The 25,891-nt window shown below is 66.9% G+C and carries 22 protein-coding genes; 10 read left to right on the forward strand and 12 right to left on the reverse strand.

The features are described from left to right. Window position 1 precedes the first annotated feature (1 nt). Window positions 2-1,063 (reverse strand): AAA family ATPase, encoded by a 1,062-nt coding sequence (locus tag AC07WJ_RS29360; RefSeq protein ID WP_494938256.1) that lies wholly within the window; start codon window positions 1,061-1,063, stop codon window positions 2-4. Between the two features lie 456 nt (window positions 1,064-1,519). Between AC07WJ_RS29360 and AC07WJ_RS29365 the strand changes: the two genes are divergently transcribed. From AC07WJ_RS29365 to AC07WJ_RS29380, 4 genes are all read left to right on the forward strand, one after another. Then, a complete protein-coding gene (locus AC07WJ_RS29365) occupies window positions 1,520-3,103 on the forward strand; it encodes an arylsulfatase (protein ID WP_494938488.1) in 1,584 nt (527 codons plus the stop codon). 65 nt (window positions 3,104-3,168) lie between these two features. Then, complete coding sequence (locus AC07WJ_RS29370) at window positions 3,169-4,188, forward strand: HAD family hydrolase (protein WP_494938257.1); 1,020 nt, start codon at window positions 3,169-3,171, stop codon at window positions 4,186-4,188. A gap of 251 nt (window positions 4,189-4,439) precedes the next feature. Next, complete coding sequence (locus AC07WJ_RS29375; protein WP_494938258.1) at window positions 4,440-5,126, forward strand: DUF2092 domain-containing protein; 687 nt, start codon at window positions 4,440-4,442, stop codon at window positions 5,124-5,126. Then, on the forward strand, window positions 5,126-5,824 hold the full coding sequence (locus tag AC07WJ_RS29380; protein ID WP_494938259.1) for a hypothetical protein: 699 nt from the start codon (window positions 5,126-5,128) through the stop codon (window positions 5,822-5,824). Before AC07WJ_RS29375 ends, AC07WJ_RS29380 begins: the two co-directional genes overlap by 1 nt. Before the next feature lie 134 nt (window positions 5,825-5,958). On the opposite strand, the gene AC07WJ_RS29385 is transcribed toward AC07WJ_RS29380, so the two are convergent. The 4 genes from AC07WJ_RS29385 to AC07WJ_RS29400 form a co-directional block, all read right to left on the reverse strand. Next, the gene (locus tag AC07WJ_RS29385) at window positions 5,959-6,999 is read right to left on the reverse strand and encodes a formylglycine-generating enzyme family protein (RefSeq protein WP_494938260.1); all 1,041 of its coding nucleotides are present in this window, start codon (window positions 6,997-6,999) and stop codon (window positions 5,959-5,961) included. Between the two features lie 37 nt (window positions 7,000-7,036). Further along, entirely contained in the window at window positions 7,037-7,351 is a 315-nt protein-coding gene (locus AC07WJ_RS29390; RefSeq protein ID WP_494938261.1) for a hypothetical protein, read from the reverse strand. Between the two features lie 155 nt (window positions 7,352-7,506). Next, window positions 7,507-10,266, reverse strand: a complete 2,760-nt coding sequence (locus AC07WJ_RS29395) for a sensor histidine kinase (RefSeq protein ID WP_494938262.1) — start codon at window positions 10,264-10,266, stop codon at window positions 7,507-7,509. A 757-nt stretch (window positions 10,267-11,023) separates the two neighbouring features. Continuing rightward, complete coding sequence (locus AC07WJ_RS29400; RefSeq protein WP_494938263.1) at window positions 11,024-12,043, reverse strand: SphA family protein; 1,020 nt, start codon at window positions 12,041-12,043, stop codon at window positions 11,024-11,026. 430 nt (window positions 12,044-12,473) lie between these two features. Here AC07WJ_RS29400 and AC07WJ_RS29405 point away from each other — a divergent pair, with 430 nt between their 5' ends. From AC07WJ_RS29405 to AC07WJ_RS29415, 3 genes are all read left to right on the forward strand, one after another. Then, window positions 12,474-13,103 carry a response regulator gene (locus AC07WJ_RS29405; RefSeq protein ID WP_494938264.1) on the forward strand — a complete coding sequence of 210 codons (630 nt, stop codon included), beginning with the start codon at window positions 12,474-12,476 and terminating at the stop codon, window positions 13,101-13,103. A 230-nt stretch (window positions 13,104-13,333) separates the two neighbouring features. Further along, window positions 13,334-13,639, forward strand: coding sequence for a DUF3302 domain-containing protein (locus AC07WJ_RS29410; RefSeq protein WP_494938265.1), 306 nt, complete (start codon window positions 13,334-13,336; stop codon window positions 13,637-13,639). Further along, window positions 13,636-14,577: an HlyD family secretion protein gene (locus AC07WJ_RS29415; RefSeq protein WP_494938266.1), complete on the forward strand. Its 942-nt coding sequence runs from the start codon at window positions 13,636-13,638 to the stop codon at window positions 14,575-14,577. Before AC07WJ_RS29410 ends, AC07WJ_RS29415 begins: the two co-directional genes overlap by 4 nt. A 118-nt stretch (window positions 14,578-14,695) precedes the next feature. On the opposite strand, the gene AC07WJ_RS29420 is transcribed toward AC07WJ_RS29415, so the two are convergent. The 5 genes from AC07WJ_RS29420 to AC07WJ_RS29440 all read right to left on the reverse strand — a co-directional run bounded on the left by AC07WJ_RS29420 (window position 14,696) and on the right by AC07WJ_RS29440 (window position 20,719). Continuing rightward, window positions 14,696-17,980 (reverse strand): autotransporter family protein, encoded by a 3,285-nt coding sequence (locus AC07WJ_RS29420; protein WP_494938267.1) that lies wholly within the window; start codon window positions 17,978-17,980, stop codon window positions 14,696-14,698. A gap of 204 nt (window positions 17,981-18,184) precedes the next feature. Then, a complete protein-coding gene (locus AC07WJ_RS29425) occupies window positions 18,185-19,756 on the reverse strand; it encodes an MltF family protein (protein WP_494938268.1) in 1,572 nt (523 codons plus the stop codon). A gap of 105 nt (window positions 19,757-19,861) precedes the next feature. Next, entirely contained in the window at window positions 19,862-20,071 is a 210-nt protein-coding gene (locus AC07WJ_RS29430) for a hypothetical protein (protein WP_494938269.1), read from the reverse strand. A gap of 226 nt (window positions 20,072-20,297) precedes the next feature. After that, complete coding sequence (locus tag AC07WJ_RS29435) at window positions 20,298-20,480, reverse strand: hypothetical protein (RefSeq protein WP_494938270.1); 183 nt, start codon at window positions 20,478-20,480, stop codon at window positions 20,298-20,300. After that, entirely contained in the window at window positions 20,480-20,719 is a 240-nt protein-coding gene (locus tag AC07WJ_RS29440; RefSeq protein ID WP_494938271.1) for a hypothetical protein, read from the reverse strand. Before AC07WJ_RS29440 ends, AC07WJ_RS29435 begins: the two co-directional genes overlap by 1 nt. A 1,101-nt stretch (window positions 20,720-21,820) precedes the next feature. Between AC07WJ_RS29440 and AC07WJ_RS29445 the strand changes: the two genes are divergently transcribed. Then, window positions 21,821-22,741: a phosphotransferase gene (locus AC07WJ_RS29445; RefSeq protein ID WP_494938272.1), complete on the forward strand. Its 921-nt coding sequence runs from the start codon at window positions 21,821-21,823 to the stop codon at window positions 22,739-22,741. A 77-nt stretch (window positions 22,742-22,818) separates the two neighbouring features. Here AC07WJ_RS29445 and AC07WJ_RS29450 read toward each other — a convergent pair whose 3' ends face one another. After that, window positions 22,819-23,391: a PRC-barrel domain-containing protein gene (locus tag AC07WJ_RS29450; RefSeq protein WP_494938273.1), complete on the reverse strand. Its 573-nt coding sequence runs from the start codon at window positions 23,389-23,391 to the stop codon at window positions 22,819-22,821. A 164-nt stretch (window positions 23,392-23,555) separates the two neighbouring features. Between AC07WJ_RS29450 and AC07WJ_RS29455 the strand changes: the two genes are divergently transcribed. Next, window positions 23,556-24,128, forward strand: a complete 573-nt coding sequence (locus AC07WJ_RS29455; protein ID WP_494938274.1) for a cupin domain-containing protein — start codon at window positions 23,556-23,558, stop codon at window positions 24,126-24,128. Window positions 24,129-24,185: 57 nt separating this feature from the next. Continuing rightward, a complete protein-coding gene (locus AC07WJ_RS29460; protein ID WP_494938275.1) occupies window positions 24,186-24,749 on the forward strand; it encodes a DNA-3-methyladenine glycosylase in 564 nt (187 codons plus the stop codon). A gap of 60 nt (window positions 24,750-24,809) precedes the next feature. Here AC07WJ_RS29460 and AC07WJ_RS29465 read toward each other — a convergent pair whose 3' ends face one another. Then, a complete protein-coding gene (locus AC07WJ_RS29465) occupies window positions 24,810-25,889 on the reverse strand; it encodes an NAD/NADP octopine/nopaline dehydrogenase family protein (RefSeq protein ID WP_494938276.1) in 1,080 nt (359 codons plus the stop codon). Window positions 25,890-25,891: the final 2 nt, after the last annotated feature.

Consider the following 25,891-nt stretch of genomic DNA (forward strand, 5'->3'; position numbering starts at 1 on the left):
CTCAGGGTACCGCGACGCGCTGGACGATTTCGTCGAGGACCTTGTCCGCCGTGATGCCGTCGGCATTGGCCTCGTAGCTGAGGATCAGCCGGTGGCGCAGGCAGTCATGCAGCACGTCGCGAACATGGCGCGGGGTGACGAATGCGTCACCGTCGAGCCAGGCTCGTGCCCGGGAGCAGCGGTCGAGCGCCAGTCCGCCGCGCGGACTCGCACCGATCTGCAGCCATTTCGACAAGGGGTCGCCATAGCGGCCCGGGAACCGCGTCGCGGTGACGAGGTCGACAATGTAGGTCTCGATCGCCTCGGCGGTGAAGATCGCGTCGATTTCGGCGCGCGCGTCGAAGATCGCCGATTGCGGCAAGGGCGGCGTGGCGGGAGGCGCCGGGGTGTCGGCCTTGGCGGTGGCTTGTGCGCTCTCGCCACGCACCAGGCGCAGCACGCCTTTTTCCGAGGCTTCGTCCGGATAGGTGATGGTGACATGCATCAGAAAGCGGTCCATCTGCGCTTCCGGCAGCGGATAGGTGCCTTCCTGCTCGATCGGGTTCTGGGTTGCCAGCACCATGAACAGGGCGGGCAGGGCGCGGGTCTTGCCAGCCACCGTCACCTGGCGTTCCTCCATGGCCTCCAGCAATGCCGACTGAACCTTGGCCGGGGCCCGGTTGATCTCGTCGGCCAGCACGAGATTGGCGAAGATCGGCCCGGCTTCGAAGGTGAACTCGCCGCCCTTCTCGGTCTGATGATAGATCTCGGCGCCGGTCACATCGGAGGGCAGCAGATCGGGCGTGAACTGGATGCGCGACAATTGGGCATCGAGGTTATGGGCCAGCGCTTTGACGCTGCGGGTCTTGGCGAGCCCGGGCAGGCTTTCGACCAGCAGATTGCCGTTGCACAAGAGGCCGATGATCATGCGATCGATCAACTGGTCCTGACCCAGCACCGCCTTGCCGATCCGGCTCTTCAGGTCGGCGATCGCCTCCCGCGCAGGTGACGAAGCCAGCGTCGCCGGTATCGCCTCGCCATCGGGTCCGGTCGCCGGATCTGGCTTGGGGAGTGGGGCGCCCATCTGTGCTCCGCGCGTTGGGGGCCCCACGCGAAGGGGCCTCGTTCGTCGATGGCGACGAGCCGGCATGCTCGATCAAGCGAGGGCGCCACGACATCCAGTGATGACGGCAACCCCGCGCCGGTGATCCCTTGGCTGGGCATCAACGGAAACCCGACGCCCGCCTCATCGTTCTCCCGGGGGTGAGCTCTGCTGATTTTGACCCGCGGCGGACACGGGTCGGCCTGATATCCGCATCTGCGACGTCGTGGTCGTCTGTCCCCGCCATTCACCGGTCGCCACGAGGAGAGATCTGCGATGTCCAGCCAACAGGATCACGAGACAGCGTCATCGGTGGGTGAAGCCGCCCATGGGGCAGCGGACTCCACCCCCTTCGTCGATCCCAACACCGCCCCTCGGACCAGTCTCAGCCGCCGCAACCTGCTGCTTTCGGGGACGACGCTCGCCGCCGGCGCGGCCATGGCCGTCGCCATCCCGGCGGCGCAGGCCCAGCCCCAGCCTCAGCCGCGCCCCGGCCAGCCGGCCCCGGCGCAGCAGCCGGTCCCGGGGGCGTCTTCGGGCCGGCGCCCGAACATCCTGGTGATCTTCGGCGACGATATCGGGCAGGCGAATATCAGCGCCTATACCCATGGCCTGATGGGTTACCAGACACCGAATATCGATCGCATCGCCAAGGAAGGCATGATGTTCACCGACTACTATGCCGAGCAGAGCTGCACGGCGGGGCGGTCGAGCTTCATCACCGGCCAGTGCACGCTGCGCACCGGCCTCAGCAAGGTCGGCACGCCGGGAGCGACCGTTGGTCTGCAGGCGACCGACGCGACGATTGCCGAACTGCTCAAGCCCATGGGGTACGCCACCGGTCAGTTCGGCAAGAACCACCTCGGCGACAAGGACGAATTTCTGCCGACCGCCCATGGCTTCGACGAGTTTTTCGGCAATCTCTATCACCTCAATGCCGAGGAAGAGCCGGAATCGCGGACCTATCCGCGCGACCCCGAGTTTCGCAAGAGGTTCGGTCCGCGCGGCGTGATCCGGTCGACCGCCGATGGCAAGATCGAGGATACCGGTCCGCTGACCAAGAAGCGGATGGAAACCATCGACGACGAGACTTCGGCCGCGGCCATGGATTTCATGGACCGGCAGGTCAAGGCCAGCAAGCCGTTCTTCTGCTGGTTCAATGCGACCCGCATGCACTTGCGTACCCATGTCAGGGCCGAGCACCGCGACCAGCCGGGCCTGACCTCGAGGACCGAATATGCCGACGGCATGATCGAGCACGACAATACGGTCGGCACCGTGCTGAAGAAGCTGGAGGACCTCGGCGTCGCCAATGACACGATCGTGCTCTACACGACCGATAACGGCCCACACATGAACTCATGGCCGGATGGGGCCACGACGCCGTTCCGCAGCGAGAAGAACACCAATTGGGAAGGCGCCTTCCGCGTGCCCTGCATGGTGCGCTGGCCGGGCCGGATCCAGCCGGGGCGGATTTCCAACGAGATCATCAGCGGGCAGGACTGGCTGCCGACGCTTCTGGCGGTGGCGGGCGATCCGGATATCACGGCAAAGCTGCTCAGGGGGCACACGGCGGGGGCCAAGACCTTCAAGAACCACCTCGATGGTTTCAACCAGTTGCCTTACCTGACGGGCCAACAGCAGCGCAGCGCACGCAAGTCGTTCATCTACTTCAATGACGACGGCGATCTGGTGGCCGTACGCTACGAGAACTGGAAGGTGGTCTTCGAGGAACAGCGTGCGCAGGGAACGTTGCGCATCTGGGCCGAGCCGTTCACGACGCTTCGGTTGCCGAAGCTGTTCGACCTGCGGGCCGATCCCTATGAGCGCGCCGACATCACCTCGAACACCTATTACGACTGGTTCATGTCGAACAATTACGTCGCCTATGTCGCCATCGCCGAAGCGACGGAGTTCCTTGCGACCTTCAAGGACTTCCCGCCGGCGCAGCGGGCGGCGAGCTTCGGCATCGACCAGGTCGTCGAGAAGATGCGCCGCTCGATGGCCGCCAGCAGCAACTGAGCCCGGGGCGCACCGGCCGGCACGTCGCCGGTGCGCCTCTCCTGACTGCTTCACAGAGAAATTCCATGTCCGATCGCGTCGCCGTGCCTTCGCGCCGAAATATCGTCGTGTCCGCGGCCAGCCTGCCGTTGCTCGGCCTGGCGACCGCGCCGGTTGCGGCCCAGTCGTCGGCGCCGCTCGCGTCGTGGAATGACAGCGCCGGCAGGCAGGCAATCGTCGATTTCGTCGCGCGCGTGACCCGCGAGGGCGGTCCGGATTTCGTGGCCCCCGCGGAGCGCGTGGCCACCTTCGACAATGACGGCACGCTCTGGTCCGAGAACCCGATATATTTCCAGGGCATCTTCGCCTTCGAGCGGGCACGCGAACTGGCCGCCAAGGACCCGGCGCTCGCCCAGCGCGAGCCGTTCAAGTCGATCCTGGCAGGCGATCATGCGGCGATCGCCAAATTCGGCGAGCATGAGATCGCCGCGCTGATGGCGGCGACCCATGCCGGCATGACCACCGAGGAGTTCGCCGCGACCGTCCGGCACTGGACCGAGACGGCCACGCATCCGCGTTTCCAGAGGCGCTACGTCGAGCTCGTCTACCAGCCCATGCTCGAGTTGCTCGCCTATCTCCGTGCCAATGGCTTCAAGACCTTCATCGTCTCGGGCGGCGGCGTCGACTTCATGCGCGTCTTCGCGGAGGCCGCCTACGGGATCCCGCCCGAACAGGTTGTCGGGTCGAGCGGCAAGACCAGGTTCGAAATCCGCGACGGCCGGGCGGTGCTGGTCAAGCTGCCTGAGATCGGCAGCATCGACGACAAGGAAGGCAAGCCGGTCAATATCGACCTGCATATCGGTCGCCGCCCGGTCGCCGCCTTCGGCAATTCCGATGGTGACCTCGCCATGCTGCAATATGCCGCCGGCGGATCCGGCGCGCGTCTGATGCTGATCGTCCATCACGACGATGCCGAGCGTGAATATGCCTATGACCGCCAGTCCCATGTCGGCCGGCTCGACAAGGCGCTGGACGAGGCCGTCGCGCGCAACTGGGTCGTCGTCAGCATGAAGCGCGACTGGCGCACCGTTTTTCCTTCCCGCTGACGCGCGATCGGCCTGGGCGCATTGCGCCTGGCCGACCGTGCGGCGTGCCGAGACCGCGTGAGCCTGCCCAGACCGAGGATGACGTCATGCCAAGTCCATTTCGACCTGCGCGCCTATCTGGAATCGCCGATCTTCTCCGACGCCCGGGACTGCTCCGGCGCGCGGCCCTGTGCGCTCTCGCCGCCGCCGCCCTCGCCCAGCCGCTGCCGGCCGAGGCGCAGTCGCGGCGGCTGCGCGAGGCCGAGGCACGGTTGGCCGCGCCGCCCGTCGATCCCGCCTCGATCGCGGCGCTCACCCGCATGGGCGACTATCTGCGCTCGCTCAAGGCATTCGAGATCAATGCCGCGACCCTGGTCGAGGTGGTGCTCGACAACGAGCAGAAGGTCGGCATCGCCGGCACGGCGCGCTATCGGGCCCGGCTGCCGGACCGGCTGCGGGTCGATCTCACGGCGGGCAGCCACCAGCGGGAGATCGTCTATGACGGTAAGACGCTGACCGTGGCCGCCCCGCGCGAGCGCTATTATGCCCAGGTCGCCGCGCGCCCGACCATCAGGGAGATGCTGGAGGAGGCGGCCCAGCGGCTCGGCGTCGACATGCCGCTCGCCGATCTGTTCGCCTGGGGTTCGAGCGACAGCCAATGGAGCGCCATTCGCGAATCGTTCCGCGTCGGCGAGGCCGTCATCGGTGGCGAGCCCTGCGAGCACTGGGCCTTTCGTGACCGCGGCCAGGACTGGGAGCTGTGCATTCGCACTGGTGACCAGCCGTTGCCGGTGAGGATCGCCATCGTCAATACCCGCGACCCCGCGCGGCCGCGTTTCGAGGCGATCCTGAGCTGGACGGTCAATCCCGACTTCGCCGATGACCTGTTCGCCTATGCGCCTCCCGACGGTACCACGCGCATCGAGTTCCTGACCTCCGAGATGACGGGAGCACGCTGATGGCCCGGACCGATCGAGCCCGCCTCGCCCGTCGCGCGCTGACGGTTGGCGGCGCGGCACTGGCGCTTGCCGCTTCGGCCTATATCGCAGAAGCCCGTTTCGGCGGCTTCGGTGGTGGACGGGGTGGCCATTTCAACGTCGGCGGCGGCTTCAACGCCCCCCGCTTCGGCGGCGGCTTTCGCCCCGGCGGTTTCGAGCCGGGGGGCTTCCGCCCCGCGTTCAACCCGGCCATGGGATATCATCCGGCCTTCCGGCCCGGCCATCCCTTCGTCGGGCCCGGGCCGGCCCGACCAAGTGGGCTGCGTCCCGGGCCGGGCCCTGGCCCCGGGCCTCATCCGGGACCTGGGCCCGGACCCGGGCCTGGACCTGGACCCGGGCCTGGACCTCATCCCGGCCCCGGCCCGCATCCCGGGCCCTGGCCCGGGCCGGGTCCCCGTCCGCTGCCGCCGCCTCCGCCACCACCGCCGCTCTATCCCGGTTATTATTGGGGGCCGGGCTATTGGGGCGCGCCCTGGGTTGCGGCCGGAGCGGCGGCCGCGACTGCCGTCGCGGTCGGCACGATGATCGCCACCTTGCCGCCATCGTGTTCGCGCGACATCGTCAACGGTACGACCTATGAGATTTGCGGCAACACCTGGTACCGCCCGACCTATTCGGGCAACCAGCTCGTTTATGTCGCCGTGGCACCACCGCGATAGATCGACGCGTTCGACGTAAAGGGTCGGTCTCTCGGGAGACCGGCCCCATTCCCGTCCGGCTCAGCCGATTGTGCATCGCGCCGCCCGCACCGGTTTCGGCGGCGGGCTTCTCGCCGCCCAGGGTCTCGCGCCGCTCAGGCCTGCCGCCTTACGCAGCGAAAGCCGACATGGCTGGTCGAGGTGTCGACCGGCTCGGCGTGCCGCGCCGCCGGGCGGTAGCGGCGGCAATAGTTCGGTGCGCACAGATGCGAGCCGCCCTTGAGCACTTTGCGCGGGATGCGGATCGTCGGCTGGCGCGGATCATAGCTGCCGGTTTCGGCGCCGCCGCGCGGGTTCTGCGGAATGCAGCAGGCCTTGCCGGCATCGCCGGCATGTTGCGCGCTGTACCAGTCCGCGGTCCATTCCCAGACATTGCCGATCATGTCCGAGACGCCGTAGCCGTTCGGCGGGAAGGCCGTCACCGGCGAGGTGCGCTCATGGCCGTCGATCTTGAGGTTCTCATGCGGGAACAGGCCTTGCCAGGTATTGGCCATGTGTCGTCCCTGCGGCGTGAATTCGTCGCCCCAGGCGAATTCCATGTCCTGAAGGCCGCCGCGCGCCGCGAACTCCCATTCCGCCTCGCTTGGCAGGTCCTTGCCCGCCCAGCGTGCGTAGGCCTCGGCATCGCAATAGGCGATGTGCACGACCGGGTGCTCATCGAGGCCTTCATTGCTGCTGCCGGGCCCGTAGGGGTGCCGCCAGTCGGCACCGAAGGTGAAGCCCCACCAGTGGCTCCAGTCGCGCAGATCGACCGGGCCCGGCGGCTGATGGAAGACGAGCGAGCCGGCCCGCAGCATATGGGGGAGAGCGCCGGGATAATCCCTGGGATCGGGCGCGATTTCCGCAAACGTCACATAGCCGGTGGCCGCGGCGAAGGCCTGGAACTGCCGGTTGGTCACCGGTGTCCGGTCGATCCAGAAACCATCGACCTGGACCTGATGCGCCGGGGCCTCTTCCGGATAATGCGCGTCCGATCCCATGCGGAACGAGCCCGCGGCGATCCAGATCATGTCGGTGGCGGGCGGGTCCGATGACCGGGTCGCTGGCTGGGCCGAGGCCCGCGCGTTGCAGCCGCAAGGCTCTGTCCCGGCCGGAGCCGGCCCGATCGGGCCGGGCGTTGAAAATGGCGCATTCATGGGCTCTCTCGCATGCTGATGGGACGGCGCAGGACGGTCATTCCTCGATCAACCGCGCACCCGGCTCGCCGCTGGCGTCGATTTCCAACACACATGGCCTCACGCCGGCCCGGAAGCTCGGCGGGTCGACAATGTGGGTCAGGCCGCAGGTCAGGCCGACGACCGGCTGGGCGCAACGATCGGCGCAGAAATGGCTGGCCGATCCGGGCCGCGTCCCAGGCGGGTGGGTGACCGCCGGCGGTCTCAGGACCATTGCGGCAGGGGCGCGTGCGGGTTCGGATCGCGCGCTCGGGCCGGCCAGCGCCAGAACCGCCAGTGACGCGGCAATCAAGGTGGGGAACGGCGGCAGCATGGCGCGACTTCGGGTTCGAACACCGGAAGCCCATCAGGACACCCGCCCCGGCGCGCGCGACATCGGGTCAAGGCCTCAGCCGTCCCCAGGGTCATTGCCGAGGCCTGCAGGGAAACTCCCGAGGCGGGCGCCTGAGGCCGGGCAGGGGCCGGCGGTCAGTTCGGTCGGCGCTCGATCGGGATGATCGCACGTACCATGGTGCCTTTGCCGGCCCGGCCGCGGATGGTCAGCTTGCCGCCGAGCTGGTCGACGCGCGCCCGCATGCCGGGCAGGCCGACCCCCAGTCCGACCGGCGCCTGCGCCTGCGGGTCGAAGGGAATGCCGATGCCGTCATCGAGAATATCCAGAACCAGCCGCGCCCCGTGGTCACGCAGCCGGACGAAGGCCTTGGAGGCACCGGCGTGCTTGAGCACATTGGCGAGCGCCTCCTGGGTGATCCGCATCATGGTGATCGCGACATCTTCGGGCAGCTTGATCATGCGTGCATTGGTGCGGAAATCGACAGCAAGACCGGTCCGGACCGAATAGCCCGCGACGAACCGGTCGAGCGCCGACATCAGGTCGCCATGCTCGAGCGACGGCGGATGCAGGAGATAGCTCAACACCCGAACCTCCTGCTGGGCGTCCTTCAGCGCCGTGCGAATATCGTCCATGACGCCGCGCGTCCGCTCGTCGGTCGGCAGCTTGTCGCGCAATTGGGCGAGACCGAGCTGAATTCCGATCAGGTGCTGCGCGGTCGAGTCGTGCAGCTCCCGTGCGATGCGCCGGCGCTCGGCATCCTGGGTTTCGAGCAGTTGGGCCGACAAGGAGCGCACTTCGGCCTCACGCCGGAAGATCTCCGTGACGTCCTCGTGAGCGATCACGATATGCTCGCCCTTGCCGGCGACGTATCGGGTGGCCTTGACCAGCAGCCATTGCTGCTCGGCGCCGAGCGTGAGCACGGTCTCGAAGCGTTCGCTGCGGCCGGCGAGGATGTCGGCGATATAGCGTTGCAGGGAGCCCGCGGGATCGAGGCCGGCCGCGTCGCCGATCCATGTCGTGAGGTAGTCGTGTCTCACTCCCGAGGCCCGCGGAGTGGCTCCACGCGCCTGGCCCATGGCGCGCCAGGCATGGTTGACGGCAATGATCACGCCATCATGGTCGATGATCACGACCGCGGCGGACAAGGCATCGATGGTCGATTGCAGGAAGGTGGTCTGCTCCTGCCGCTGGTGCTCGGCGAGCTTGCGGTCGGTGATGTCGTGAAACAGGATGCCGATGCCCTTGGCCGAGGGATAGACGTTCAGTTCGATCCACCGGTCGGCAATGAAGGCGGAGCGGCGCGCCACCCGTGCCGGGCGCTGCTGGGCCACCGCCAGCTCGATCGTCTTGGCGAAAGCATCGCGCCGGCCGAGGATATCGAAATATTTCTGCCCGCGCAGATGGGCTTCCGACACCCCGAACCATTCGGTCGCCGGACCGCTGACCTCGGTAATCCTGAGGGCCGGGTCGAGCCCGATGAAACAGTCTCCGACGGCGAAGAGAATGGCCTCCAGCCGCTCCTTGGCGGCCCGGGTGGCCTCCTCGGCCGCCTTCAGGTCATGGATGTTGATGACGACGCCGAACAGGCGTTCGATCTTGCCGTTCTCGTCGCGGACGACCCGCCCCTTGTTGGAGAACCAGAGATAGTCCCCATCGGCGCGCCGGATCCTCAGCTCGTGCCGGAATTCGCCCGTCGTCTCGCGCTGGCTGGCCTCGAGGAAGCCGAGATCGTCGGGGTGAACGACCATTTGCCTGAGCGCCTCGCAGCTCAGCCCGGGCGGCGTTCCGACAAAGTCCTTGAAGCTGCGGTTGATGAAGAAACTGTCGTCGCTCGCGTCGAGCAGATAGAGCATGTCGGGAATCGTATCGGCGACAAGGCGGAAGCGGCTCTCGCTCGCCTGCAGATCGGCGAGCGCCCGGCGGTGGCTGGTCGTGTCGGTGGCGACCCCGACGATCTCGCTGACGGATCCATCGGCCTCGCGCTTGAACACCTGGTCGCGGCTCGACAGCCAGCGCCATTCGCCGGCCTTGGTCCGCATCCGGTAGTCGTAGGTGACCAGCTCGTGATCCGTGGCCCGGCCCAGCGCATTCAGGCCCCGCTCGATCGCCGGATAGTCGTCCGGATGGGTGATCTCGCGCAGGAAATCCGCGCCGAACGCCCGGATTTCATCGCCGGAATAACCCAGGATGCGCTGGACCTGATCGTTCACATAGAGATTGGGACCGAGGTAGCGATCGACATAGACCATGTCGGGCGAGGCCTCGACAATGCGTTCGAACAGCTTGCGGGCATCTTCGATCTGCTGTCTCTGCCGATGCAGCTCGGACACGTCGTGGCCGCTGCCGAGCAGGGCGACCACCTGGCTGCGATCGGCATTCCAGACCGGCACCAGCACCATCTGAAGAATGAGCTCCGGCGCGCCGGCGAAGGCATAGACCTGCTGATAGCGGATGGGGGCTCCGGTCTCGATGCATTGGCGAAACCGGGCGACGACCTGGGCGGCGAGCGCCGGTTCCAGGCATTGATGCGGCTCGTGACCGGCGATCGCCTCCGAACGGAGGCCGGAGCGCCGTTCATGCGCCGGGTTCATGCCCTCGTAGACGAAGCGGCCATCCGGCTGGACATGAACGACGAACAGGCTCTCGGCCGAGTTTTCCCAATAGAGCCGATAGCGCAGAGCCGGCGCGTCGATCGACCGTACCGTGTTCCATTGGCTGATGGCCCGCCAGGCGAGTGCTCCCAGGCCCGTCGCGAGCAGAACGACACCGCCGAGCAGTGCAAGGACCACGCGCCGGTCCCAGGAGCCGGGGGCATCGAGGACCTGGAGGACGAGGCCGGCGGTGAGCGCCGCCAGCGTCAAAGCGCCGATCGACGCGGTCAGGAGCGCTTTCATCGGTGGGCCTTCCCCAGGAGTGTCCGCTCCGGGATTGTTCCGATCATACGGCCGAGGATGAGGCTGATGACAACGCAAAACATGCCGGACTTTGCGCGTCGTAAAACCTGCGGTCAATAATGCTGCGTGCAATTATCCAGAATACACCCAAGAAGATGCCGTATTCATCAAATGAGAGAAAAAATTTAAGGTTATCATTGCAACTGTCGGTTTGCTCTAGTCTGCCGACTGAATGGGTTTCTGCCAAATATTGGCGAGGACCTGAGGTTTCGAGAAAGGCGCGAAACGTCTCCTTGGATGCCGTGCCGATGGCCTGCTTGTCAGGCGCGCCTCTTCGCGAGACTCGACTGGCGGTGGACCTTCGGACGGCAATGACCGTCGCGGGTCCGTGGCAGTGTTCCGCCACGGCGCGGCGGTCGATCGACCGGTCCAGGCCGGCCTGGATCTCTCGAAACCTTTGGCTTCGTTCGGGCCGGGCGGCCATACCCCAGAGGGATGAGCCGGCTTGTCCTTACGGAGTACCGAGCTTAGCCCGCCGGCTGAAGCGGTGGCCGGGTTCAGGCGTCGGAAATGAGTTCCGGTTTCGGTTCATAGACCCGCCCGGACCGCGGTGATCCATGATCGGTCATTCGGATGGGTGGCCCCACGGCGGTCGAGGAGCGCGTTGGCGGGACCGATACATCGGGCAAAAACACGAAGCCGCGAAAGGCCCGCAATTTGCGATGGGTACTCGTCGCGCCCGATCGGCCGTCGGCGGTCAGCGCATCGCGGAGCGCAACAGTCCGACCGGAGCGCCCGGCATATAGAGCGGCATCGAAATGGTCAGGAAACCGGCGGTCCCCTGCAGGCGGTTCATCGTGTTGAACTCACGATAGACCTTGACGCTGGCCTGCATCGGGGTCTCCCAGGCGGTGAAATTATAGGCCACCATGCCGCCGAGCGCGGTCACCCGTCCCTTGAAATCGCCGAGCACCGCGCCCGCCCCGCTGTCGCCGGTCACCTGCTGGTAGTGATAGCCGACCAGGCCGACGGTCCACTCCTTGGTCAGGTTCTTCGAAAGGGCCCATTCCGCATGGAATTCCGTGCCGGTGCGGTACTGGGTCACCGGATTCATGCCGTTGAAGGTGATGCCGACGGCGCCGGAAATGTCGACGCCGAGGGTCGGATCGAGCCAGGTCGCCGCAAGCGTCAGGTCGCCTGCCCAGCGATGGAACGAAATATTGGCCAGTGCGCCTTCGTTGTACTGGCCGACAGGCGTGTTGACGCTGGCATTGGCGGAGACATGCAGCTTGCCGACGTTCCAGCCGATCGTCGCGCCGAAGACCGGATCGCCGATGGTGAAGGTATTGTCGCTGCGCGTGCGGCTCAAGGGGCCGACGATGACGTCGGCCCTGACCCAGGGACCGCCGATCGCCAGCGAACCATTAAATGCAATGCGTCCGCCGAGAATCTGCCAGGGCGTGACCCATTGCACCGTGGCGAAGTCGCCAAGAATGGTGCCGCGCAGGCCGGCCGCGATATTGCCGCCGACCGGCAACGTCCGCGAACCGCTCAATCCACCGCCGTAGAGATAGCCGGTATTCTGGAAATAGAGACCCTCGGGCGCGAGCACCCCGGCCCCCGGGCCGCGTCCGCCGAGCAAATAGAATCCGGCGGCATTTTCCGCGGCGCGCGCCTGGGTTATGGTAGCGGCCAGGCCGGCCAGGAGCAGGCCGCATATCTTCCAGTTTCGGTTGCGTTTGCCGCGCAGCACACCGGAAGACTGTGTCTCGGCCATCGCGTCCACCATGCATCTGAAATTGCGGTTCGCAGCATACCCACCCGACGGGGCGAGCCCCGACTCGGCAGAAGTATAGTGTCGATCACGGATTCGGAAAGACGCCTTTGACCTTCTCGGGGTATTTCCCCGGCTCTTCGGGTATTACCTTAAGTAAAGAGAGGGTGCGTCGGATCGCGGGCGACACTCCGACCAAGCTGCTCGAAACGAAGCGTCGTCGAAATTTGATCAAATTGGGCGCGGAACACCACTTCTCTGTTGGCTTCCAAGCAAGAAAAAGTATGATTTTGCACGATTTCCCCCGGAGACGTCCCCGTTTGGCCTCCGGGTTTGACCTGATGAAAACAAGTCTGAACTTCTAGACTAAGTAAGGAGGTTTGAAAGCTCTGGATCAGATGATGTCGATCATAGTGGGGTAAGGAGTGGCGTTATGGTACGGATACTGTTGGCTGATGACCACGATATCGTCCGTCGCGGCGTGCGCAATCTCATTGAATCGCGCGGTGGCTGGGAAATCTGCGGGGAGGCTGCAAACGGCCTCCAGGCGGTGGAAATGGCGGAGCGGGAAAAACCGGACGTTGCGATCCTCGACTATTTCATGCCGGAGTTGAATGGCCTCGACGTGACGCGACGGATCTTGCTGAAGGTCCCGACGGTGCAGACGCTGATCTTTTCCGAACATGACGGCGAGGCCTTGATCCGGGATGCCCTGCAGGCCGGCGCGCGCGGCTTTCTCCTGAAGAGAGATGCCGAGGACCAGCTTCTGGATGCGATCAGCACCTTGGCTTTGGCGCGGCCCTATTTCACCGCCCGGGTGTCGGAGGCGATGCTCTCGGCCTTTACCGGACAAGCCGAGCCGGCCCCGCAACTGACGCCACGCGAGCGCGAGACCGTGCATTTCATTGCCGAAGGCCTGAGCAACAAGCGCATTGCCTGGCAGATGCAGGTCAGCGTGAAGACGATCGAAACCCATCGCGCCACCGCCATGCGCAAGTTGGGGACAAGGTCGATGGCGGAACTTGTGCGCTACGCGGTCCGTAACAAGCTCGTCGAGGCCTGACGGACCTTGATCGACGGCCGGCCGGGACCGGATCGGGCCGGCACCACGCGAGGTTGCCATGCCTGGCTGCGCTGCGCGGCAGGATGATCGCTGCCGCTGCGGCGGCGGCACGGCGTCGCGTGCACGCATCGGCGCTCGGGTGAAAACCCGGTCTTTCCCGGGGTAATGGCCGATACACCCCCACAAGCCCGGCTCGCATGATCGACGCGTCATTGGAGCGCGAGAGGGTCATGTCGACGCTGGATGTCTTCGCCGTCATCGTTCTCGCCTTCGTCATCGTCAGCGGGATCGTCCTGGTGGTCGTGGTCGCGGCCCTGCCGGGATGGGTCGCGCAGCGGCGCCGGCACCCTTGGGCGCAGGCCGTCACGGTCGCCGGCTGGGTCACGCTGATCTGTGGCTTCGTGTTCTGGCCGGTGGCCATGGTCTGGGCCTATGTCGACATCCCCCGCCGGGCGGACGCACCGGCGCCTGCCGATGCCGCGCCGGGCCTTGCAGGTCTCGAACCGGCGCCGCTTACCGGTGAGGCAGGCCGATGATCATCTTCCTGTTCAATCTCTACCTTTTCCTGTTGTTCCTGCTGGTCAAGCTGAAGGTCGTCCGTTTCAACCTGTTCTGGAAGATCTCGCCGGTGATCTGGCTGCTCCTCCTGACGGTCGGGTTGTTTATTCCGATGGGCTGGGGAGCGCCGTCGGGTCCGGCCCTCGTGATCCGCCAGTCGGTGCAGATCGTGCCGGACGTCGCCGGCGAGGTGGTCGATGTGCCGGTGCAGGCCAATACGCCGCTGAAGGCCGGAGATGTGCTGTTCCGAATCGACCCGACGCCGTTCAAGGCGCAGGTCGACGCTCTGGCGGCCCAGCTGAAATTCGCCGAGCTGCGCCTGGGCCAGATGACGCAGCTCGCCCAGCGTGACGCCGGCCGCGGCTTCGACGTGCAGCAGCGCGAGTCCGAGGTCGATCAATTGCGCGCGCAACTGTCGAGCGCCCAATGGAGCCTGGACAAGACCGTGGTGCGGGCGCCCGCCGACGGCTTCGTGACCAATATCGGCCTGCGTAGGGGCGCGCGGGTGTCAAACCTGGCGCTCGCTCCGGCCATGGCCTTTGTCGACACCGCTGAGACCGTTCTGGGCGCCGAGATCGATCAGATCTATGCGCGCTACATCGTGCCCGGCCAGGAGGTCGAGGTGACCTTCAAGTTTCTCCCCGGGCAGGTGTTCAAGGGCAAGGTCCAGACGGTGCTGCAGGCGATCTCGACCGGCCAGACATCTCCCTCCGGCACGGCGGTGACGCCGAAAGAAGTCCAGGCGGCGCCTTTCGCCGTCCGCTTCACGCTCGACGACGCCGCGATCGCCAGCCGTCTGCCGGCGGGCAGTACCGGCGAGGCCGCGATCTACACCGATCGTGTCCAAGCGGCCCACATCATCCGGCGCGTCATTCTTCGCCAGACCGCGCTGCTGAATTACATCGTGCCGTTCTGACCCAGGCTTGACCCCCGTTGCGGCCGGCCGCGATCGAAAGCCGGTCGAGCGCTCTCCGGACGGACCGAGATCCCGCTGGCCGACCATGGCCAGCTGCCAGCCTCGCCGAGTGCCGGGCTTACCAGTTCACTCTCAGTCCCAACTTGCCGCTATAGGCGTGGCTGCGGCCGTCGAGGCCGATCTGGTAGCCGGCATTGGCGACCAGTGAGACGTTGCGCATCACCTGCGCGTCGACCCCCGCATTGATCTCCGCCCAGCTGCCCTCGAGATTGGCGCGGAACGGGACGTAGCCGGCTTCGGACGAGAATTCGGTCAGCGGGGTGCCGCGGAACTCGTGCCAGAGATTGCCACGAAGCCAGGCGGTGATCAGGCGTGGCTTCGGCTCGCTGTCGTCGGCAGCCCACGTGCGGGCGACGCGCAAGCCGAGGCGGCCGGCAAGGCTTTCGGCATTGCGGAAACGGACGGTGGCGGCACCGTCCGAGACGGTGGCGAGACCGACGGTCTGGTAGATCAGCTGGGCCTGCGGCTCGATGATCCAGCCATGGTCGAGCCGGAACGGGTAGCCGCCCTCGATCGACAGCGCCAAGCCGGCACCGCTGGTGGAAAGCGCCGGCAGATTTATCGGGTTGGCGCGAGCCTGGTTCCAGGTGAGCTGGGCGATGGCGTCGAGATACCAGCCGGGCGCGCCGAAGCGGGTCCAGTAGCCGCCGATCGTATAGGCGTCGATGCCGCTCGTCCCGGCGCGCCGGCCGGTGAAATGGGTGACGTTGGCGGAGATCTGGCCGACCGCGCCATAGACGCCGGCATGATCGCGGCCGCCGTCATCACGCTCGGCGCGATAGAGATCGATCCCGGCCTGGAAGGCGAAGATGTCATAGTTGTATTTGGGGCCGGCGCCGAAAATGCCGTCCGGGCTGCCGAGGCGATCGCCGCGCAGGGCGATGACGCGCGCCCAGCCGAGCGTCGGCCGCATTCCCTGGCCGCCGCCCGGGGCGATGCCGGGGCGCTCCTCGCCGACCCGCTCGTGCAGGGTATCGAGCAGTTGACGGCCGTAACCGAGCGCCATGGCCGGCAACGCCGCGTAGAGCGAGGTCTCGGGCCGATAGTTCGGCCCCGGCGGATCGGGCGGAACCGGCTGCTGGCACTGCGGTGCGCCGGGCTCCAGCGTGCAGTCGAGCGTCGAGCGCAGGTACCAGGCCTGAGTGTTGGTCGCGTCGACGCTGGATCGGTAGAGCAGGTATTCGTAGGGCCCGGCCACCACGCGATTGCCGAGGCCGAAGGCATTGCCCGCCGTCGTGCCGCCATTGATCGTGTCGACCACCAGAATGCCGTTGCCCGTGGTCAGCGCGCCGGCGCCGCCGGCATTGCTGATGCGGAGCGCCGAACCGCCGCTGGCCGTGCCGCCATTGATGATCAGCCGGTCCGAGGCCGAGCCGTCGGTGCCGAGATGGGTGTTGAGGCCCAGCGTGCCACCGGCGCCGATATAATTCTGCGTCGTCAGCGTCTTGAAGCTGGCGAGTTGCGTCGGGTCACCCGACGGCGCCGTGAAGGCCGTCAGGCCGGCATTGGCGACATCCTGCCGCACCGTCGAATTCGCCGTCACGGTCCAGATGGCTGTCGGTTCGACAGTGGCATTGGTGATGTCGAGCGCCGCGCCGGTCCAATGCGCGCCGCTGGACAGGCCAATGTCGATCCTGCTCGCAGCGTCGGCCCGGGCGTCGCCGGTGAGCACGCTCTGGCCGGAGGCATTGAGCCGCACGAAGGTCGGCTGTGGGCCGAAATCATTGGCGGAGGCGTCCAGCAGGATGCCGTTGCCGCCGGCCGCCACGGCGCCATGGCTCAGGGTGACGTCGAGCGGTCCCTGCGCTCCGATCGCGCTGGATTGCGTACTCGTGAGGCTGCCGCCCGACAGGCGCACGATGTTGACGAGATCGGGGGTCAGGTTGAGTGAGTACAGGCCTGAAGTGTTGGCGCCGGTCGCAAGCACGGTCGAGTTGGTGAGATCGATCGAGCCGGGCCCGTTGAAAGTGCTGACGAACAGCGCAGCACCGCCGCCCGACGTGGTCACGCGTGAATCGCGCCCTGTGATCTGGCCGTTGGAGTTGGCCTCGATTCCAAAGGAATTGGCTCCGGAGGTGACGATCGTATTGTCTGTCAGATCGATGAGGCTCAAGCCGCTGCCGGCCATGCCGGCATAGGCACCGACGCCGCCGGCCGAGGTGACGTTGACCGTGGTGCCGGTGCTCGTGATCACGCCAGCCTGGGAGATCAGCCCGCCTATCGGCGTCGAGCTCGTCACGTTGAAGATCGAGCTGACCTGCCCGCTGACGGTTGCCAGATAGGCCGTCGCCAGCGTGTAATAGGTGGGGTTTGCCGGCGCGTTGATGCTGATCAGGCTCTGGCCGGTCAGCGTGATGCTGCTGCCCGGACGCGCCCAGGCGCCGGCCGCCGCGTTGGCTCCCTGCACCGTCAGGTCCTGGATCGCGACGGACGCGCCGTTGAAGGCGACCAGCCCGGTGCTGCCTGCCTGCCCCGCGGCATGGACGCCGTCGAGATTGACCGTCAGACCACGGCCGAGCGTGCCTGGCGCGACATGGGTGTTGTCGACGGCAATGCCGACACTGCTCGCTCCATTCATTTGCAGCGTCGAGCCGGGAAGCAAGGTGACCTGGCCGCCGTCGTGGAGATAGACGCCCATGGCACCGCGACCGTTCATCGTAACGGGGATCAGGACGTCGGGCGTCACACGGCTGGCGGCCCCCGAAGCGCCGAGCCCGACTGCGTTGAACGCCGCCGTGGTAATCGACGTACCGGCACGCAGGACGATCGTCCCGCCCGCCTCCGCTACCGCGCCGTGGCCGGCCGATATGATCGGTCCCGCGGAAGCGGTGTTGTTGACGGTGACACCGGTCGCATCGAGGCGGCCGCCGATGGCCACGAGAGCGGCGCCGACACCGGTCGTGGTGATCGAGGCGCCATTGATGGTGATGCTGCTGGCGGCGCCGTTCGCCAGAACGGCATGGCCGCCCTGGGTCTGAACGTTGACACCACCAAGGATGGCGATCGCGCCGCCATTGGCCTGCAGGGCATTGCCGTTCACCGACTGAATGGAGATGGGGCCCGGCGCGGGGCCGGCCGACGTGTCCACCGTCAGCAGGCCGCCGGTGACATTGCTCGCGTTGGTGGCGCCGGTGGTGGCAATTGCCGTGTTGCCGACGATGAGGGTGGAGCCGGTCGTGACGGTGGTTGTCGTGGTGATGGTCGGGGGACTGGGGCCGACAATGGTCTGGGCCTCGGCCGGATGCGTGGCCAGCGGTAGGATCGCCGATGCCGACAGTGCGCAGGTCCAGGCGGCGGAGGCGGTTCCGCGGCGGGATCGGCGGCCGGCTTGCAGAAGCTTCATCGCTTGGCCCCCAAATTGTGCGTCGTGGTCGCCGCACCTCCTGGTTGGCTAAACGTGACGGTGAGGAGTCGCTATCGGGCCAAGTGCCGTGGCGTGCCGGGAATTTCCCTGGTCGGCGCCGCGTCGTTCGACTGAGCCCGAGGCGGATGTTCCGGACGGACCCTGCGGGTCGTGCACTGGGTGTTCGAGAGGCGAGGCCGTCGCCTAGCGTGATGGAGAAGGCGTGATCGGAGCGGCTGCTGGAACGCCCGACACGTCCGGACGATAGCCGGTTCCGTCGCGGGTTGACGGTGTGTCGCGGGCCTGCTCGCGTTCGGCCAGCATGCGGTAGGCGGTGTAATATTTGTAGATATTGCTGACATATTGCGGCGTCTCGCGGCCGACGATGAGGGCGGCGGCCTGTTCGACATTGTTGAACCAGACATTTGGATCGAGCCCCTCCGCCTTGGCACGGGCGCGAAAGCGGTTGAGGTTGCCGGGGCCGGCATTGTAGGCGGCGAAGGCGAACAGGGTGCGGTCGCGCTCGCTCAAGGCCGGGTCGCTGATATAGGTGTCGACGAGATGGCGCAGATAGCGCGCGCCGGCATGGATGTTGTTTTCCGCGCTGGTCTCGATGTCGGTGATGCCGACCTCCCGGCTGCGCGCGGTCGCCGGCAGCAATTGCATGATGCCGACGGCGCCGCGCCGGCTCCGGCGCGACTGGTCGAGCTGGCTTTCCTGATAGCCCTGGGCACCGATCATCAAGGCGTCGAAGCCGTATTGGCCGCCATAGCGCTGGAACAGCCCGAGCAGGTCGCGATGGCGCGCCATGTCCTCCTGGGCGAGCGCGTTGCGGGCCATCTTCGTGTCGGTGAAATAGCGCCGGCGCAGCGTATTGCCGAAACTGGTTCCCGCCTGGTGCTCGGCGAAGAAGGCGTCGAGTTCGGCCCGCAGCAGCGGGCTGTTCTCGCGCATTGCCCAGGCGATCTCGCCGCCGGTGTGAACCGCCAGGTCGGCGCGCAGCGTCAGCCCGGGCAGCACCTCGGCCCAGACCTTGGCCTTGTGCTCGTCGACCACGGCAAAGGGCAGGAGCCCGGCATGGACCATTTCCATGAGGTCCTCGTCCTCGAGGTTCTCATCCGCGGCTGCGATGACGATCGGCTTGGCGCCCTCGGCGACGAGGCGCTGGCTGAGCGTGGCCAGATGGGTCGCGTAACTCGACGAGGCGCGGACATGGACAGTCCGGCCGGCGAGGTCCTCGATGCGGGCGAGCGCCGGCCCGGCCGGTCCGGTGACCACGATCTCCCTGACGTCGCGCATCCACGGGCGGGCGAAGTCGATCGCCGCCTCGCGCTCGGGCGTCACCGTCAGGTTGGCCGCGACGATGTCGCCGAGCCCGGCGATGAGAGCGGGGAGCAGCTGGTCGCGCGCCGTCGGTACGAAGGCGACATAAATGCGCAGGTTGCGCTGGGGATGGCGCTTGTTCAGCCAGTCCTCGAGCGCCATGCCGAATTCGGCGTTGAGACCCATCTGGCGGCCGCGATCGACGAAGAACAGCGTCTTGCTATAGGGCACCAGGATGCGCACGGTGCGCCGCCTCAGCATGCCGTCGAGATCGCCGGTCCACGGGCGGATCTGCGGCAGCGCCATGGTGCGGCGTGGTGCGCCGGCAGGCTGGGTCGTGGATGTCTGCCCCCCGGGGGCGGCGGGCTGCGACAGGGCCGGGCTCGCCATGGCCAAGGCGGCAAGCGCGAGCAGCCGCGCAGCCAGTTTCGTATGAGCCGATGGCTTGGTCATGGGGAGGCCCCGCCGGGACCGGTCATGGGAGCATTCGCCGGCCGACCTCGCGAATGCAGTCGCGTGGCCATCGGCGATGGGGCGCGTTATGGGCAAATCGTGTGGTCAACGCGCGCGCGGCAAGGTTCCGCCATTGGCCATGCAGGACTGGTAGATATAGGCACGCTGTTCGGAGACGCCGGTACTCATGTAGCTTCCCGGGGCGGCGCGCTGGGACGCCCTGAGGCAGGCGGCCTCGATGGCCGGGTTGTTGTTCAACGCCTGGCGTTCGGCGCAGCCGCCGAGCGTCAGCAGGCCACAGGTCGCGATGGCCATCTTCGCGTGTGATCGGAATGCGGGGCCGGGCATCGACATCTCCATCGGCAGGTCGGGAGCGACCGATTGAACCCTGGAGTCGTGCCGTCTTGGATCGGGCAATACCCTGAACCCATGCGCTGTCATCACCGGGCAGGCAGCTCGCTTCGGTCGCCTGCCGTGCGCCGCCGCTGGCAGGCGTGCCGATCCGAGATCGGCGCCACCGCCGGCGCCTCAGGCCGGCAATTCACGCCGGTTTGGGGAGCGGAGGAGCCTGATGGTCGCCCTCGCGGTCGCCGGGCAGAATGACATCCGGCTCATCCGTTGGCCGCGGCGACGGCAGCACGACGTCGTTGTCGATCGGCAAGTGCTTCTTCGGCGGGCGGTCGACGATCTTGTCCGGGTCGGGATCGGGCAGGTCTGTCGGCATCATTGGCTCCCGGCGGCTGGGTTGGAATCGACCGGTTGCGGCGACATCCGGTCGTCGGCGGAGGCAGTCCCCTCGGTCATTGTCCAGCCGTCGCCGGCAACCGTCTTGGCCTCGCCCGCCATCTGCCTTGGCCTGTCGCGCTTAGCGACCTCCTGCCGTGGAACGATGGTGCCGTCGGGCGCCACCGCGAAGTCGACACCCTCGGGAATGGTGGCTGCGAACTGTTCTGTCGCCGGCATCGATGCCTCCCGTGTTTCAGGCCGGACGCGGCGCGAGCCGCTGCTCCGCATCGGCAGGGCCCGCCGTCGCCGGCGGGCCCTGATGCGTCAGGTCGCCGAGCGCGCCCTGCGGCGGGATCGACGCGAGGCGCGCCGTCGGCGTGGCTGGCGCGGCGGGATGGTGGAGCCTGCGTTGGCACCGGTCATGCCGGGCTGCGTGGCGCCGCCTGGCGTCATGCCGCCGTCGCCCAGGCCGGGAGACCGCGGGCTCGGTGGCGGGGTGCCTTGCGAGCCGCCTTGCATCTCGATCGGTTCCGCGGCCTGCGAAACTCCGATTTGCGTCAAGGCGGCGAGCGCCGAGCCGCCGAAGATCGCTCCCAGTACGTTGCGTCGATCCATCATGGTCGCCTCCAAATCTCCAACCGGACCATCTCCAGCCGGCATCGCTCCACCTTGGGCTAAACGGGCGACAAGAACGGGAGGTTCCAACCAGGCTGCGTTTTGGCGCTTGCTGACCCATTGGCCCGGCCGCCTCTGGCGTCGCCTACGATCAGAGCTGTTCCGGAAACGGCGAGGACCGCTTGCTTGAAGCGGCCCTCGGGGCATCTTTCCGCTCGGCGTCGACCAAGGCTTGCTTGCCAGCGGTCTCCGCCAGGCGATGGCGATGCGGTCCATGGCAGAGAAACATTCGGGACCTGAATAAGTTTCCGGTCCGGACTTTTTTCACGGCCCGGCCTTATCGGGGATCGTCGCCAAACCTCCCTTTCGACCAGGGGCTTGCGACGACGAACATGCACGAACCGAAGCCGGTGGATCGCGCATGGAGCGCCGGGAATTCCGGTCCTCGTGGACCGATGCCGAGATAGGGGCGCGTCGTGGCATTCCCCTGGTCGCCGGCGTGCGCGTCTGCGGGATGGGCACCGGCACTGCTGTTCGACTGAGCCCGACCGATGAAGAAGAGCCGGGCTGGGACCCTGACCCACGCCTTTTTCGCCCCGGTCGTTCGTCGACCTCCCGCCCGCCGGCGGCCGCTTCCTCGCCGAGACCAATGACGCGTCTTTGCAGCGAGACGCCTGGTCCTATAGTAACGCAGGACTGGGCAGGTGCAGACGGAGCCTTTTCTTGCAGGCCTCTGACGTTTCGCGCGCGGTGGCTGCGGCCACGTCGACCGCCTCGGCGCTCGGCCTGACAGTCGATGACGCCATCGTTCTCCAGAACGCGAACAAGCTCACCTTGCGCCTTCTGCCCTGCGACACCCTTGCCCGGGTCGCGCCCTTGGCGGACCAGGTGGCGCAGTTCGAGGTCGAGCTTGCCGGGCGGCTTGCCGAGACCGAGAGCCCTGCAGCTATGCTCGAACCTCGGGTTCCACGCCGCGTCTACGAGCGCGACGGCTTCGCGGTTACGCTTTGGACCTACTACGCGTCAGTGGCGCCAGACGTCGCGCCAGCCGATTACGCGAATGCGCTGTCACGTCTGCATATCGGCATGCGGAAGATCGAGAGCACGACGCCGCATTTCACGGACCGGGTCGCGGAAGCCGAGCAACTTGTGGCGAACCGTCACCAGGCGCCTGAACTCACCGACCCGGACCGGGCGTTTCTCATCGGCATGTTGAAGAGCCTCAGGCGAACGATCATCGATCGCGGCGCTGCGGAACAGTTGCTCCACGGCGAGCCGCACCCGGGCAATGTGCTGGACACGAAGTTCGGGCCGCTGTTCATCGACCTTGAGACCTGTTGCCGTGGGCCGATCGAGTTCGACCTGGCTCACGTGCCCGAGGCGGTCATCGCGCATTATCCGGGCGTTGATCAGGTGTTGCTGGGCGAGTGCCGAGGCCTCGTTCTCGCGATGGTCGCGGCGTGGCGGTGGGACGCGGGCGACCAGTTCCCGAAGCGCCGATATTGGGCCCGACAATTCATCGGCGCCCTACGCAAGGGTGCACCCTGGCCATCGCTCGATGCAATCACACGAAGCCTCGCGGGGTCGGAGGCTGGAGGGCCTCACCTGCCCCTGGGCGCTGGACCAGGTCAGCCGCGGTGGTGATCCGTCGTTCGTTGACCACCCACCATTGAAGTTTGGAAGTCCGCTTGTCAGGGGGACCATCCGCCCAATCTTCGGCCCTAGCTTCGATCGACGAAGCGAGGCGCCGCCTCCAGCTGCTGCCGCGTGCGATGGACGATGCCGAACAGCTTGCCGTCGGAAAAGCGCATCCAGGTGATATCGACCCAGTCGATCGCAACGGCCTTTTCGCCCACGCCGAGGAAACCGCCGACGCCGAGCACAATCTGATGAACCTGTCCGTTGTTGTTCAGGATGAGATTGCCGACATCGCCAATATTGTCATGGTTCTCACGAAGCGCAGTCCATTCGGCATCGGTGATCGCCGGGATGATCGTGTTCCGGCTCGCGGCGGCCATGCCGGCCGGTGTCGAACCGCCTGCCGAAGGCTCCGTCGCTCTCGACGGGGTCGCGGCTGCAGGCGTTCCCGCCCGCGGAGCGAAGATCTTTGCGCCGACAAGGCTCTTCGCCGTTGTTTCGGTCGGGCTCAATGTGGTCGGCGGATTCGAGGTCCGGACGGCCGGCGCCGGCAGCATGGATGGCGCGGCCTCCGGCGTCGGGGGCGGCACCTGGGCGTAGGCGCTGCCGACGAGGCCCAGCGCAATGGCCAGGCTCGCAAGACGTTTCTGCGGCATCATCGCCTCCTCGCCATGAGGGCCGCAGGTCGCTCCCCGGACGAACGCTCCGGCCCAGTGTGGTCGCTTTGAAACGTGAGGGATATCCGGAAGTTCCGGACGCCCCGGAATTGAGCCGGAAGCCGGCGGCCAGGACGGGGATGGTGTTTCGGCCAAAGGTTCCGTTGATCGGGAACAAGGCGGGAAGCGCGCCGTTCACTCGTCGAGCCATTGGAGCAAGGATGATGACAGCGCCCGAAACTCTGATTCTGGAGCGTCGGCATTGGGTGCCGAACAATCCGGTCCTGCCGGTTCTTCTCTATCGTGGTGCGTTCGAGATGGCCGCTGGCGAGCCGACGGCGCGGGCCATGGAAATGCGCTTCGCGCGCAATGGCTGGCCGCCGCTATGGCGCAACGGCGTCTATGCCTTCCACCACTACCACCCGGACGCGCATGAAGTCCTGGGCATTGCGTCAGGCTCGGCGCGGCTGGCTCTGGGCGGACCCGGCGGGCCACAGATGCGCGTCGAGGCCGGCGACGTCGTCGTGCTGCCGGCGGGTACCGGGCATTGTCGCCTCGAGGCCAGCGACGATCTCCTGGTGATCGGTGCCTATCCGCTAGGTCAATCGGGCGAGATCGTCCGGGACGCGCCGACCCCCGAGATGATCGAGCGCATGCTGCAGGTCGCCTTTCCCGCCAGCGATCCGGTCGAAGGCCCGCGCGGCGCGCTGGTCGATCTCTGGGAGACGCCTCGTTGAACGGGCGAGGGCGGCGACAGACTGGCTTCGATGGGCCGAAGCCGGTAATCGGACGGGATGGTGGATGACTATTTCGACCGGGATGCGGTCACTGTCGCGCGCGCGATGATCGGAGCGACCCTGCTGGTGGACGGCGTTGGTGGCCTCATCGTCGAAACCGAGGCCTATCGCCGCGACGATCCGGCCTCTCACAGTTATGCCGGCGAGACCGCGCGTAACCGCTCCATGTTCGGCCCCACCGGCAAGACTTATGTCTATCGGTCCTATGGCATTCACTGGTGCCTCAACGTCGTCTGCGGCGATCCTCCCGGCGGCCACGCCGTCCTGATCCGCGCGATCGAACCCCTGGCGGGCATCGACCTGATGCGTGAGCGGCGCGGATGCGAAGCCGTCGACAGGCTCTGTTCGGGGCCGGGCCGGCTCGGCCAGGCGCTCGGTATCGGCCCCGGGCATGACGGCCTGGACATCGCGGCGACGCCGTTTTCGTTCCGTCCGCCGGCCGTGGCGGCGCCGACAATTGCCGGACCCAGAATCGGCATCACGCGCGGCGCGGACAGGCCATGGCGTTTCGGCCTGACAGCCTCGCCCTTTCTGAGCCGTCCGTTCCGGACCCGGGCCTGAGGCCGGGCGATCGGGCGGCGCGAGGCCGCGGCTCCATCCAGCCCTCGCCGACCGGGCGCGCTACCGGCCCGGCATTCCCTCGCGGCAGAACCGGATGAGGTCCGCCGGCGCCAGGCTTGCAACGGCCAGGGCCGGCAACAGGTCGTTTTCGGCGGCGAAGTCGCGACCGTAGAGCGCGCTGAACAGGTTCAGGCCCGCCTCATGCAGGGTTGCGGTCACGCCGGTCTGTCTGGCGAGCAGCACGGTCGGCCACAGCCCGAACGGCACGTCCTCCGTGACATAACGGCTTTCGAGGGAGGTCGGACCCAGCGTATCGCCGCCCCGGGCCTGCAGCAGCACGCCGACCTCCGACAGGGGGCCGAGCGGCACGCCATAGGTCAGATGGTAGTGCTCGCGAAGCGTCCGCACCTTGACGCTGAAGGCCGCCGCGATCTGCAGCCGTTCGGCATCGAGCGCCTCGAGCAACCGGCCGACCGACGGGGTCAGGTTTTCGTTCTGGCCCCAGGCCTCGGCCCGTTCGATCCGGGTCAGGTTGGTGAGCGCAAGCCCGAGATGGCCTTGCGCGTTGATATTGCTCAAGGCGACCGCCAGCATGTCGGCGCGTTCGACGAACCGGTCGCCGAACAATTGCCGGCAGAGCGCGAGGCCGGCCGCGGCGGCGGACACGGGCAAGGCTGCCATGTCGACCTTGGCGCGGATCGTCGCGATCTTGACCCGGGTGAAATCGGGCTGCCGCGATCTGGTGAGTGTCGTACCCCAGCCGATGATCGGCACGGTGATGTCCCGCGCGGCGAGCTTCTGCGACAGATAGAGCGCGCTGAACGAGCCATGCGAACTGATGATCACGCTTTGCCCGGCTCGCAGATGCGGGGCTATGGCATCCATGACCGAGCGATGGCCGTTCAACGGCAAGGCCAGGAAGACGGCGTCGGCGCCCGCCAGGGCCTCTTCGCAGGTCTTGGCGATGCGGGGGCGGAATTCGCCTGCGATCACACCTTCGGCGATCAGCGGCGCACCGGCCGCGAGCGCCTCGGTTCGCCGGCCCGACGGCGACCAGAGGATCGGATCATGGCCGTTCTGGCTGAGAACGACGGCACCGGCGAAAGCTGCGGCTCCCGCGCCAATGATGGATACGCGCATGG

The organism is Phreatobacter sp. GW821-FHT04C01, assembly GCF_059420385.1.